This is a genomic window from Microcystis sp. M31BS1, from assembly GCF_020245285.1.
Lineage (GTDB): Bacteria > Cyanobacteriota > Cyanobacteriia > Cyanobacteriales > Microcystaceae > Microcystis > Microcystis panniformis.
On record NZ_JADBVE010000160.1, the window covers coordinates 24,466 to 37,117 of the forward strand.

Below are 12,652 nucleotides of genomic sequence, written 5' to 3' on the forward strand. Positions count from 1 at the left end.
TAGAGAGTAAAGAAGGAAATATGACAGAAATAGTTTTTTTAGTGGAAGATGCACCGGAAGGGGGATATACAGCAAGGGCATTAGGCGAGTCTATTTTTACCGAAGCCGATGATTTACAGTCTTTACGAGAAATGGTAAAAGATGCCGTTAATTGTCATTATGATGATAGGGAAAATCGCCCTAAAATTATTCGTTTACATATTGTTAGGGATGAGGTATTTGCGGTATGAAGCTACCCAGAGATTTATCCAGTGATGACTTAATCAAAAAATTGTCTGAGTTAGGTTATGAAGTGAGTCGTCAAACGGGTAGCCATATTAGACTAACTACTTCTGAAAATGGTACACATCAGATTACTATTCCTGCTCATAATCCTGTCAAAATAGGCACTTTAAATAATATTTTGCGTGATGTCGCTCTACATTTTAATCTAAGTAAAGATGAACTATTAAAAAGACTGTTTTAAAATGGCGATCACCTGTAGATTGAGTGCGATCCAAGATGATCAATTATTAATTTATTTGGTTGGTGTTGGGTTGCACTTTGTTTAAGTAGTCATGCAAAATTAATTACCTGCCCGATCGAGCTAAAACCCTTACGGGGCAATGATCGTCATGTGTAAATAATTTTGCCTAGGTACTTAACTACATTTTGGCAATAAAGAGGCGATCGCTTTTATTTTAATAATCTTTCCTATTTTTCATGACTTCCTATCCACACCCAAATATAATCTTCACCATCTTTAAAAGCTAAAGTTCTATAATTAATACCAAATCTTGCCGATCAAAATTCTCCAACTTTTTTAAAAGACAAAGAAGAATGGTTTAAGTCACTTTTTAAAAGCTCAAAATTCTTTCTTGCTAAAATTTGATTTGTTTTTCCCATTGTTGATAGTCTAACTTATTAATCCAATTTCTTAAATACAAAAATTCATCAAAAGTAAGGCTTTCAATTTCCGCTTGAGTTAATTGTAACTTTGTCATCTTACTATCTTTCCACAACAATAGTTCAAATTTGAGTTTTATATTATCATTTTTTATGTAAAAATGGGGATTTGTGATCGCATTTGGCAGAATATTAGAAGTGCGATCGCTTTTCTGATCGGGTGCATTATACTTTGTTAATGCACCTTATTTATTGTCTATTGATGAAATGATCCAAAGACGTTAATTTAAAAGATTGAGGTAAGGCAGTTTGTTGGGTTGGTCTTGTGTTAAAATTAAGCTGGAGTAAATTCTAATCCCCGATTAAAATTTCAACGGAACAATCACCATGAACTTTTATACCGTTATTCTGAGAAAAAGTGCAAATTATTGGGTTTCATTATGTCTTGAAAATGGATTAGTTGGACAGGGAGAAACTCAGGAAAAAGCTATTGAGAAACTAAAAGAAGCGCTTGAATCTTTTTGGGAGATTTATCATGATCAAGCCAATATCTATACCAGTCCTATTCCTATAGACGAACTTCATGAGTTTTTAACTGTGGGAGATTCTGAAACTCCCGAAACTTACGAACTCAGAAAAGTTTATGCCTAAAAATATTCCTTCTCTTAAACCCAAAGCACTAATTAGAATTCTTGAAAAAGGAGGCTGTCAATTTTATCGAGAAGGAAAAGGTGATCATCGTTTATATTGTAGAGTATTGTATAATCAACGTCGAATCGTTCCTATCGATATAGCTGCAAAAGAAATGTCCCCTGCTTATGTTTTACGAATTTTTAGACAATTTGGTTTTACAGATGAAGAAATAGAACATTTATTAAAATAGATGATTGAATGCGTTTTTTCAAACGAATAAATTATCTATTCTAGTACGCTTTATCTTAATTTTATTTCCAAAAGCTAAAATAAAGTGATAGCTACTTTTTTAAGGTACATTAACACAAGAGTAAAACCCTCGATTGCTTGTTATAAATTGATTTAATGATTAATTTTCACCCAGTCATCGCCGATAAATTAGCCTCCCTTAAAAACAGGTAAAGTGACTATCACCATTTTGCGTAATTTTTCGCTCTGGTAATGAACTTTTGATTAGGAAATGATCCAAAGACGTTAACTTAAAAGATTGAGTTCAGGGGAGTTTGTTGGGTTGGTCTTGTGTTAAAATTGGGTTAGGGCTAGTCTGAATCATTTATCCTGTATCATTTAACGGTGGAGAAAACTATGCTAAAAACCTTTAAAGCAATTTTGAAAAATAATACCCTTCAATGGCTTGATGAAACCCCTGAAATCAACTCAGAATATCCTGTTAATGTTTATATTACCTTACTAGAAGAAAATATCATTGGTGAAAATCGATCTAACGGTCAAAAAATGGCCAATGCTTTGAAAAAAATTGCTAACAATAATACTTTTACTGATGTTGATACCCAACAGTGGCAACAACAAAATCGGTGCGATCGCTATCTTCCTGATCGGGATTAAATCATGTTATTAGATAGTAATATTATTATCTATGCCGCTCAATTGGAAAATGAGTTTCTCCGGGAGTTTATTGCAGAAAATTCTCCTTATGTCTCTGCTTTATCCTATCTGGAAGTTTTAGGCTACCATCGGTTAACTCATCAAGATAAAGTCTATTTTGAAGAATTTTTTACAAGCAGTAACTTTAAAATAAATCAGAAAGATGTCCTTAGAAGATGCCATTATTGCGGGAACAGCTTTCGTTTATAATTTAACAATTGTAACTCGCAATATTGATGATTTTAATTTTCTTAGTAAATTAAATCTAATTAGGGTTTGCTGAATAAGTACGGGCGAAGCATTCGGATAGAAAATCTACCTTTTCACCGATAGGTTATTGTCCGAATGCTTCGCCCCTACAGGACGCGGGCCGATGAAGACGCAAGGTTTTGAACGAAGATTCTCTCAAAATCTTGCACCTGTTTCGCGAGAAAAGCCCCAAAACCTTTACTTTGCCTACATTTCAAATTTATTCAGCAAACCCTAATTAACCCTTTTCAACATTGGCCAATTGTCAATAGCTTTTGAGATGCTCTCACCCTGTAGAAAATCAAGAATATTTTTTAGGTGGAATAGGAAGATGAAATTTATCAATAAACTAATAAATTATCATCACCTAAACCACTTTCTAGCCTAATTAATAGGGCCATTTCCAGTTAGTAATCTCGTCCTTATCGATACCATTGGTAAAAGCATAATCGAGATTTTCGATAATAGCATTTTTCATCCGTTCCTTCACATGACCAGCAGCAGAACCTAATTTCGGCACGCGATCAATGACATCAATTACTAAATGAAAACGATCAACTTGGTTACGAATCGCCAATTCTAGGGGAGTATTAATATTCCCCTCTTCTTTGTAACCGCGCACATGAATACGTTCTTGATTACTGCGACGGTAGGTAAGTTTATGAATCAGCCAAGGATAACCGTGGAAATTAAAGATAATTGGCTTATCAGGGGTAAATAAACTATCAAAATCCCGTTCCGATAAACCATGGGGGTGTTCACTTTCCGACTGTAATTTAAACAGATCAACCACATTGATAAAGCGAACTTTTAAGTAAGGGAATTCCTCCCGCAGAATTGCCGTGGCCGCTAAAGATTCTTTAGTGATAATATCCCCACAGCAAGCCATAATTACATCTGGTTCATCGGGATTTGTTCCGTCATCATCGTTACTGGCCCAATCCCAAATACCGATACCTTTAGTGCAGTGTTTAATTGCTTCTTCAATAGTCAAGTATTGCAGGTGTTTCTGTTTATCAGCAACGATAATATTAGTGTAATCCTTGCTCTTGAGACAGTGGTTAGCCACACTTAATAAACAGTTACCATCGGGGGGAAGATAAACCCGCACCACGTCGGCACTTTTATTGGTTACTAAATCGATAAAACCGGGGTCTTGGTGACTAAAACCATTGTGATCCTGCCGCCAAACCACCGAGGATAATAACAGATTCCAAGAGGAAACAGAAGCACGCCAAGGTACATGATTTTTGCAGATATCGAGCCATTTAGCGTGTTGGTTGAACATGGAATCGATAACATGAGCAAAAGCCTCGTAGGAGTGAAATAAACCGTGACGGCCGGATAATAAATAACCCTCTAACCAACCGACTAAAGTATGTTCACTCAGCATCTCCATCACACGACCATCGGGAGATAATTGGCTACCATCTAAATCCTCGGGATAGGTATCAGCTAACCAAGCTTTTTTAGTCACTTCATAGAGAGCCGCTAAACGATTAGAAGCAGTTTCATCGGGACCAAAAACGCGAAAATTAGTCATATTATTTCGCATTACATCCCGCAAAAATACCCCCATCACTCCCGTATTTTCCGCTTCCACTTGGCCCGGGTGGGTGACATCTACGGCATATTGACGAAAATCGGGCATTTTTAGATCTTTACGCAGCAATCCGCCATTAGCGTGCGGATTAGCACTCATGCGACGATGACCAATAGGAGCGAGTTCTTTAAATTCCGGCTTAAATTGACCCGTGGTATAGTCAAATAATTCCTCCGGGTTATAGCTTTTCATCCACTCCTCTAATTTTCTCAAGTGGTCGGGGTTTTCGTGCATCCCACCCATGGGGACTTGGTGAGCGCGCCAGAATCCTTCTACTTTATGACCATCAACATTTTTCGGACCGGTCCAACCCTTGGGAGACCGGAGGATAATCATTGGCCAGGGGTAACGTTTAGCTACTCCCGTGCTGCGAGCTTCCTGTTGATAGGAGCGAATCTGATTGATACAGTGTTCTAGGGTGGCGGCCATTTTTTGATGGCAGTGCAGCAGGTCTTCATCTTCCTTACATTCGACGATGTAGGGAGTGTAACCGTAACCAACAAAGAGACTTTCTAACTCGTGGGTCGAAATACGGGAGAGAATGGTGGGATTAGCGATTTTATAACCGTTTAAGTTTAAAATTGGCAGTACCGCACCATCGCGAATCGGGTTAAGGAATTTATTCGAGTGCCATGCGGTAGCAAGGGGACCGGTTTCTGCTTCCCCATCACCCACCACCACGGCCGTAATTAGGTCGGGATTGTCAAAAACAGAACCGTAGGCATGGGAAACACTATAACCCAGTTCGCCGCCCTCATGGATAGAACCGGGGGTTTCGGGGGTGACGTGACTACCGATGTGACCGGGAAAAGAAAATTGTTTAAAGAATTTTTGTAATCCTTCCTCGTCTTCACTTTTATCGGGGTAAATTTCCGAATAGGTTCCTTCTAGATAAACCGGACCGAGTACCCCCGGCGCTCCATGGCCGGGACCGGCCATAAAAATCACATCGAGGTCGTATTTTTTGATTAAACGGTTGAGGTGAACGTAGGTAAAACTTAAGGCCGGACTTGCTCCCCAGTGACCAAGTAAGCGATACTTAACGTGTTCGGGTTTAAGATGTTCCTTGAGCAGGGGATTATCGCGCAGATAAATCATACCTACAGCTAAATAGTTACAAGCGCGCCAATAGGCATGGGTTTTGTAGAGTTCGTCTTGAGAAAGGGGATTTTGCTCTGTTAAGGGTCTTTCTGGTGCGGATACCATGAATATTTCTCCAATATCTATGAACGATGAGATTAAGAGAGTTGATAGACAATTTCTCCAGATTATCGAGAGGGTTAACCCTCGGTCAGTTTTCAAACTGTAATCAAGAGTCTAACCTTTTGGGGCGCAAAAAACTATTAAAATAAGCTATATTTTGCCGATCCTGCTTGGGTAATTTATGTCAGTCGGGCGGGGTTTTTAAATGGCTTTTAAAGGAAAATTAATGTCTTCTTAACTTATAGAGCAATAAATTCTCTGAGAACTTTTTTGTCGGGAAGAGCCTAATTAGGCCTTCTCGATGCCGGTGGTGAGGACTACTAGGATAGCAAATTTATTATTTTTTATCTTTAGACCTCCTGCAAAAGTAAGTTTTAGAGCCGCTATCAGGTCAAAATATCTAAAAAAATCGGATAAATTTGACATAATCTTAGATTTTATGGATATTATAGTTATCTTTTGTCTCCTGTCTCGGAGTCTCCTGTCTCGGAGTCTCCTGTCTCGGAGTCTCCTGTCTTCTCACCTAACGAAAGATTTTTGATTTTTGCAGGAGAGCTTTTGAAGCACTGAAACTTAAAATCTTTCTATACTTCATCTAGCGATCAACAAAAGCTGATTAGCATATATAGTGATTCTCTAAAGGCCAATCAATTCTCAAATTATTTTTTCTTGATCGTGCCTAAGCTTATCGCAGCTGCAAAGGAGTTTTTTTCATGACAAAAGTAAGAGTCGCTATCAACGGATTTGGTCGTATCGGTCGCCTCGTTTTTAGGGCGGGTATCCAAAATCCTGATTTCGAGTTTGTTGGTATCAATGATCTCGTCCCCCCCGATAATATTGCCTATCTGCTCAAATACGACTCCACCCACGGACGTTTTCAGGGTACGGTAGAAGCGAAAGAAGATGGCATCGTCGTGGATGGTAAGTTTATCCCCTGTTACTCGATTAAAGACCCTGCTCAACTGCCCTGGGGTGCAACCGGGGCCGATTATGTGGTTGAGTCCACCGGTTTATTTACCACCGCAGAAGGGGCCGGAAAACACCTAGAAGCAGGGGCCAAACGAGTGGTTATCTCCGCACCCACCAAAGATCCGGACAAAATTCGTACTATTGTACTGGGCGTTAACGACAATGAGTACGATCCCGCTAAGGATCTGATCGTCTCTAACGCTAGTTGTACCACCAATTGTTTAGCCCCGATCACCAAAGTTATTAACGATAACTTCGGACTAGCGGAAGGATTAATGACCACGGTACACTCGATGACCGCCACTCAACCCACCGTGGATGGTCCATCGAAAAAAGATTGGCGCGGTGGTCGCGGCGCTGGTCAAAATATTATCCCCTCCTCCACGGGAGCAGCCAAAGCAGTAACCCTAGTTATTCCTTCCCTAAAAGGCAAATTAACCGGTATGGCCTTCCGTGTGCCAACTCCCAACGTTTCGGCGGTGGATTTAACCTTTAAAACCGAAAAAGCCACCAGTTACGAGGAAATCTGCGCCGCTATGAAAGCCGCCAGCGAAGGACCGATGAAAGGTATCCTCGGTTATACCGATGAGGAAGTGGTATCGAGTGACTTTATCACCGACCCCCATTCCAGTATCTTTGATGCTAAAGCTGGCATTCAACTTAATGCCAATTTCTTTAAGGTCGTCTCTTGGTACGATAACGAATGGGGTTACTCCTGCCGGATGTTAGACCTGATGAAAATGATGGCAGCTAAGGAAGCAACCCTAGTAACAGCCTAAATCAGTTATCAGTTATCAGTTATCAGTAACCAGTTATCAGTAAACAGTGAACAGTGAACAGTAACCAGTAAACAGTAAACAGTGAAAAGACAGCACTGTTAATGCCATTAGACATCTCCAAGAGTTAAACAAAATAGTTCTAGGGCTGAAATGTATGTCTTTGTCTATTTAGGGTTTGCTGAATAAATGTGAAATGTAGGCAAGGCAAGGGTTTTGTGGCTTTTCTCGCTCCCACAGGTGCAAGATTTTGAGAGAATCGCGCTTCAAAACCGGGCATCTTGAGCGGCGATTGCGTCCTGTAGGGGCGAAGCATTCGGGCAATAACCTATCGGTGAAACCGTAGATTTTCTATCCGAATGCTTCGCCCGTACTTTTTCAGTAAACCCTATTTAATATTGCTCACTTAATAAGTAGGTGGGTGTTAAAAATTGCCAGATCCCCCCTTATCAAGGGTGGCAGGGGTATCCCCCCACTTAATCCTCAAATCTGATAACTGATAACTGATAACTGATAACTGATAAGATGAATCCAAAATTTAAAGATATTACTGCTTGGGAACAGGCACAATTATTAATGCAACCGGCATTTATTCGGGTGCTGGATAATCTGCGCAAACAGTTAGAAAATTCCCTCTGGAAAGGAACTTATACAGAAATTCAAGATCCCTATCCCAGTTATCTGCTCTGTTTGACTTATCTCGATCGCTCCGTTACTGTAAATATTTGGGAACTTTGTTTTCAAGTCTGTTTTCTCGATTATCCCACCGATGAGGGAGAGAGCGTCACCATCGATACCAGTCTCCTCGACCCCACCGGTGAACTAGATTGGCAGAGTTTGGAAACAAAAACCGAGCGTATTATTAAGCAATTATTCGCTAATTTACCCCAATGAAAGCAGATTTAGACACGATCAAGGCAGAGTATGCCGCTAATTTTCTCAAAGATTACCACAATGATCCCCAAAGTTTAGCATCCCAAACAATTTTAATCGATCGCTCCGATTGGGGTTTATTAGAATTAAAAGGCCAGGATCGACTGCGTTTTCTCCACAATCAAACCAGTAACGCTATCGATCGCCTGAAACCGGGTCAAGGTTGTGAGACAATTTTCCTTAACTCTACCGGTCGTACCCTCGATTTTGTCACAGTTTACGCCGGCGATGATTCCCTCCTCATCCTCGTTTCTCCCCAACGTCGTCAATTTTTACTGGAATTGATCGATCGCTATATTTTCCCCTTCGATAAGGTGGAAATTAGCGACTTAACCGATAATTTTAGCATTTTCACCCTAATCGGTACTGAAAGCGGGCAATACCTGCAAAAAATCGCCGTTCCAGAGCAGATTTTAACGGGGATGCAGCATAGTCATTATCTCCTTTCTGAACCCGCCCTGAGAGTCGCCGTCGGCACCGGCTTAGATCTACCCGGATATACTTTAATCGTTGCCGCCGCCGAAGCCGGTCCCCTTTGGGAAAATTTAATTAAAAATGGCGTTACTCCCGCCGATGAACAGGTGTGGGAATACCTAAGAATCCATCAGGGCCGACCGGCAGTCGATCGAGAATTAACTGAAGATTATAACCCTTTAGAGGCTGGTTTATGGCGAGCGATTGTCTTTGATAAGGGTTGTTATATTGGTCAAGAAACTATCGCCCGTCTTAACACCTATAAAGGCGTAAAACAAAGACTTTGGGGTATAAAACTCAGCCAACCCGTCCCCAGCAATACCCCGATTATTTTAGAAGCGCAAAAAGTCGGTTTACTCACCAGTGTGCTGGCGGATTTTGGCTTGGGTTATGTGAAAACAAAAGCGGGAGGAGAGGGTTTAAAAGTACAAATCGGCGAGGCAACAGGAGAATTAATCCCCTTACCCTTCCTCTCTCACGAATACCCCTTTCAGTGAACAGTAATCAGTAATCAGTAATCAGTGAACAGAACGTAGGTTGGGTTGAAGTATGAAACCCAACGCCCGCCTGGGTTAGTGATAACTGATAACTGATAACTGATAACTAATAACTGATAACTGATAACTGATAACTGATAACTGAAAAACCCCCCTAACCCCAACGACTAGCGATGGGCATTCGCCAACCAGTGCCAAAAGCGCGATCGCTAATTTTTAGACCAGGGGGAGCTTGTTTGCGCTTAAATTCGGCATTTTTAACTAATTTAATCACTTTCTGCACAATTTCAGCCTCAAAACCGGCGGCGATAATTTGTTCGGCAGATTGATGGCGATCGATTAATAGTGCTAAAATGGCATCTAAAATCTCGTAGGGAGGTAAAGAATCTTGATCCTTCTGATTGGGTTTTAATTCAGCACTAGGAGCTTTATTAATCACATTAAGGGGAATAATTTCCCCGTGCCGATTTAACCAGCGACAGAGGGAATAAACGCGGGTTTTCGGCACATCAGCAATCACTGCTAAACCACCATTCATATCACCGTAAAGGGTGCAATATCCCACCGCCATTTCTGATTTATTGCCAGTGGATAATAGTAAATGTCCGAATTTATTAGAGAGAGCCATCAATAAATTACCGCGAATGCGTGACTGAAGATTTTCTTCAGCAATACCGAAATCAGTCCCCGCAAAAAGACCATCTAAAAGTTGATCATAAGCGTTCATAATTTCTTTAATTGCTAACTTCTCACTTTTGATACCTAAATTATTAACTAAAGCCACTGCATCGCTAATCGAATGGTCGGAACTATAGGGAGAAGGCATCATCACAGCGAGAACATTTTCTTTACCTAATGCGTCGCTGGCAATAGCGGCAACTAAACTGGAATCAATGCCACCACTCAAGCCAAAAATTACCCGTTTAAAACCGCATTTCTGCACATAATCTCGCACTCCTAAGACTAAAGCTTGATAAATTTCCTCATCTTCATCGACAGGTAAAGGATGAATAACTGCGGGTAACAAATCTTGATTAAACTCGATCAATTCTAGGCTAGAAGTAAATGCCTGAGCGCGATAAATCACTTCTCCTTGTCGGTTAAAAGCAACACTGTCACCATCAAAAATTAAATCATCATTACCTCCCACTTGATTGACATAAACTATCGGTAAATTATATCTAGTGGCACTATGGGATAATAAAGATTCTCGCAATTTTTGCTTACCGACACTGTAGGGAGAAGCGGAAAGATTAACGATTAAATCCACTCCTAAATTAGCTAAATCGGCGATGGGATTAACTGCGTATTGACGCTGACCCCAAAATTGTTCATCATTCCAAACATCTTCACAGATAGTTACACCGATTTTTACATTATTTTCTGTTATTTGAAAATATTGACTTTCTTTCCCAGAAGCAAAGTAACGATCCTCATCAAAAACATCGTAGGTAGGCAATAAACGTTTAGTAAAAATTTGTTTAATCTCTTGACTTTTCAACAAAGCTATGCTATTAAATAACGGCTTTTCCCCTCTGACCGTTGCCGAGGGATTTTTTTCGACAAAACCGACTAAGACAGCTAACTTTTCTGGTAATTGTTGGGACAATAATTGCAATTGTTGAGACATTTTCTCCACAAAACCCAGATTTAATAATAAGTCTCTGGGAGGATAACCACAGAGGGATAATTCTGGGGTTAAAAGTAATTCTGCTCCCTGATTAAATGCCGTTTGAGCAGCCTCTAAAATTCTTTGGGCATTTCCTTCGATATCTCCAACAATGGGATTTAATTGAGCGATAGCAATTCTCATATTTTTTCCTATTTAAACAAAAACTAACGGTTGCTCTTTAAAGGGAGCAAAAGCTTTTTCATCAAAGCGATATAAACTAGCGGGACGACCAGCACCACGAGAGACTTTTAAACCCATATCCTTGAGAAATCCTAATTTCAATAGCCGATTTCTGAAGTTAGAATAATCACTAAAATTTTTACCTAAAATTGTCTCATAAAATTGATAAAGATCATTTAAAGTAAATAATTCTGGTAAAACCTCAAAAGCGACGGGACTATATTCTACTTTATTGCGTAATCTTCGCCAGCCATATTCCAAAATTTGACCGTGATTAAAGGCTAAATCTGGCACTTTATCAATCATATACCAAGTGGTGTTATAATCCCGTTCAGTGATTAATTTTGCTTCTTCAAACCGCACTAAAGCGAAGTAACTCACCGATAGATAACGTTTCCCAAAACTCTCGGCCGCTGCTGGGGAATCTCCCTCTGGACTGCCAAAAGTATATAACTGTTCCAGGTAGAGATTATTAACACTAATTTTCTCGGCTAAAATTCGATAGGCTGCCGTTTCCAGTGATTCCCCATTTCTAACTAAAGTTCCGGGTAAACTCCAGTAATTACTAAAGGGTTCTTCCCGTCTTTTAATCAGAAGCACTAGCAGCCGATTTAATTGGGTATCAACGGAAAAGATCACGTTATCAACTCCCACTTTAAAATCAGCTAGAGATTTATTAGCTAGGGTCTTTTGCGGTTTCATGCGTAAAGTTTTTGACCTTCGATATAATCTTTAATCGGTGCGGGAACAGCCTGTTTATCGCCTTTTTCTCGATAATCTGTTGAGGATACAGCCGGAGCAAAGACATCGGCAATCAGACAATCACCCCCTAATGTTTGCAGTTGTTCAATATCATCTTGATTAATAGGATAGCCTGGACGAGGAATCACGAGAATTTTGACTTTTTCTAGTAATTCTCGGCTACGATACCAGTGCCTAATTTGTCCAGCTAAATCAGAACCGATGACTAGGGTATATTCCTCCTGTTCTCCCCAAATTGCTTGCGCTTTTTCCACACTAATTAAGCTACGTCGATCGCTTAATTCTCGTCGCAGTTGTATATTATCCCTTGGGGGTTGAATATCCCGGATGAGCAAATTTAACATCCTCAGACGATGTTCGAGACTGGTTTGATGATTTTTAAAGGGATTATCGGCAGCCCAAACCGCAACAATATCGTATTGTTCCGATAACCATTTTAGTATGGCTTGATGACCGGCAGTAGGAGGATCGGCACTGGTTCCAAAAAGGGCAATTTTAAGCATAGGATTCAATTGCTTGCTCACTGAGGGATTAGTTTAAGTCTGCTCAAGCTTGGCAAAAATTAAGTAGGTAGGTGTTAAAAGTTGTCAGATGCCCCCCTTATTAAGGGGGGATTAAGGGGGGACTAAGGGGGGATCGGCACCCCCCTTATTAAGGGGGGCAGGGGGGATCGAACCTAAAATCTATTTTTAATTTAATTATAACCAGCTACTTAACTTCTCCCCATTATAGTTGATTTTACCAAAATAGGGCAAGAGGATCAGTGATCAGTAATCAGTGATCAGTGAAGTTTTGCGACGAGTGGGCTGCTATTAACTTAACAGAAAATTCCCTAACACTTGGCCGTTCTGAATAGGGGAGATTGCGTCTA

At 40.3% G+C, this 12,652-nt stretch carries 14 protein-coding genes; 9 read left to right on the forward strand and 5 right to left on the reverse strand.

The genetic code is table 11. The features are described 5' to 3' along the window. Positions 1-20: 20 nt before the first annotated feature. The 6 genes from IM509_RS09125 to IM509_RS09150 all read left to right on the forward strand — a co-directional run bounded on the left by IM509_RS09125 (position 21) and on the right by IM509_RS09150 (position 2,673). Entirely contained in the window at positions 21-230 is a 210-nt protein-coding gene (locus tag IM509_RS09125; protein WP_002747310.1) for a hypothetical protein, read from the forward strand. After that, a complete protein-coding gene (locus IM509_RS09130) occupies positions 227-466 on the forward strand; it encodes a type II toxin-antitoxin system HicA family toxin (protein WP_002747313.1) in 240 nt (79 codons plus the stop codon). Before IM509_RS09125 ends, IM509_RS09130 begins: the two co-directional genes overlap by 4 nt. 806 nt (positions 467-1,272) lie before the next feature. Next, complete coding sequence (locus tag IM509_RS09135; RefSeq protein WP_072923908.1) at positions 1,273-1,536, forward strand: type II toxin-antitoxin system HicB family antitoxin; 264 nt, start codon at positions 1,273-1,275, stop codon at positions 1,534-1,536. Beyond that, positions 1,529-1,768, forward strand: coding sequence for a type II toxin-antitoxin system HicA family toxin (locus IM509_RS09140; protein WP_072923910.1), 240 nt, complete (start codon positions 1,529-1,531; stop codon positions 1,766-1,768). Before IM509_RS09135 ends, IM509_RS09140 begins: the two co-directional genes overlap by 8 nt. A gap of 395 nt (positions 1,769-2,163) precedes the next feature. Then, positions 2,164-2,424, forward strand: a complete 261-nt coding sequence (locus tag IM509_RS09145) for a hypothetical protein (protein ID WP_185238010.1) — start codon at positions 2,164-2,166, stop codon at positions 2,422-2,424. A gap of 3 nt (positions 2,425-2,427) precedes the next feature. Continuing rightward, the gene (locus IM509_RS09150; RefSeq protein WP_002768185.1) at positions 2,428-2,673 is read left to right on the forward strand and encodes a PIN domain-containing protein; all 246 of its coding nucleotides are present in this window, start codon (positions 2,428-2,430) and stop codon (positions 2,671-2,673) included. 427 nt (positions 2,674-3,100) lie between these two features. Here the strand turns inward: IM509_RS09150 and IM509_RS09155 are convergent, their stop codons facing one another. After that, on the reverse strand, positions 3,101-5,521 hold the full coding sequence (locus tag IM509_RS09155) for a phosphoketolase family protein (RefSeq protein WP_052277987.1): 2,421 nt from the start codon (positions 5,519-5,521) through the stop codon (positions 3,101-3,103). A 710-nt stretch (positions 5,522-6,231) separates the two neighbouring features. On the opposite strand from IM509_RS09155, the gene gap reads away from it, so the two are divergent. From gap to ygfZ, 3 genes are all read left to right on the forward strand, one after another. Further along, positions 6,232-7,266, forward strand: coding sequence for a type I glyceraldehyde-3-phosphate dehydrogenase (gap, locus tag IM509_RS09160; protein ID WP_052277988.1), 1,035 nt, complete (start codon positions 6,232-6,234; stop codon positions 7,264-7,266). Between the two features lie 522 nt (positions 7,267-7,788). After that, positions 7,789-8,157 (forward strand): hypothetical protein, encoded by a 369-nt coding sequence (locus tag IM509_RS09165; RefSeq protein WP_002743680.1) that lies wholly within the window; start codon positions 7,789-7,791, stop codon positions 8,155-8,157. After that, a complete protein-coding gene (gene ygfZ / locus IM509_RS09170; RefSeq protein WP_185238009.1) occupies positions 8,154-9,167 on the forward strand; it encodes a CAF17-like 4Fe-4S cluster assembly/insertion protein YgfZ in 1,014 nt (337 codons plus the stop codon). The genes IM509_RS09165 and ygfZ overlap by 4 nt, the downstream gene beginning before the upstream one ends. 75 nt (positions 9,168-9,242) lie before the next feature. Here ygfZ and IM509_RS09175 read toward each other — a convergent pair whose 3' ends face one another. The 4 genes from IM509_RS09175 to IM509_RS09190 are packed head-to-tail and all read right to left on the reverse strand — an operon-like array spanning position 9,243 to position 12,284. After that, on the reverse strand, positions 9,243-9,365 hold the full coding sequence (locus IM509_RS09175; protein WP_287716813.1) for a hypothetical protein: 123 nt from the start codon (positions 9,363-9,365) through the stop codon (positions 9,243-9,245). Further along, entirely contained in the window at positions 9,322-10,980 is a 1,659-nt protein-coding gene (locus IM509_RS09180; protein ID WP_185238008.1) for an NAD+ synthase, read from the reverse strand. Before IM509_RS09180 ends, IM509_RS09175 begins: the two co-directional genes overlap by 44 nt. Positions 10,981-10,992: 12 nt before the next feature. Continuing rightward, on the reverse strand, positions 10,993-11,721 hold the full coding sequence (locus IM509_RS09185) for an NUDIX hydrolase (RefSeq protein ID WP_185238007.1): 729 nt from the start codon (positions 11,719-11,721) through the stop codon (positions 10,993-10,995). Then, positions 11,718-12,284, reverse strand: coding sequence for a nicotinate-nucleotide adenylyltransferase (locus tag IM509_RS09190; protein WP_072923928.1), 567 nt, complete (start codon positions 12,282-12,284; stop codon positions 11,718-11,720). The genes IM509_RS09185 and IM509_RS09190 overlap by 4 nt, the downstream gene beginning before the upstream one ends. Positions 12,285-12,652 lie beyond the last annotated feature (368 nt).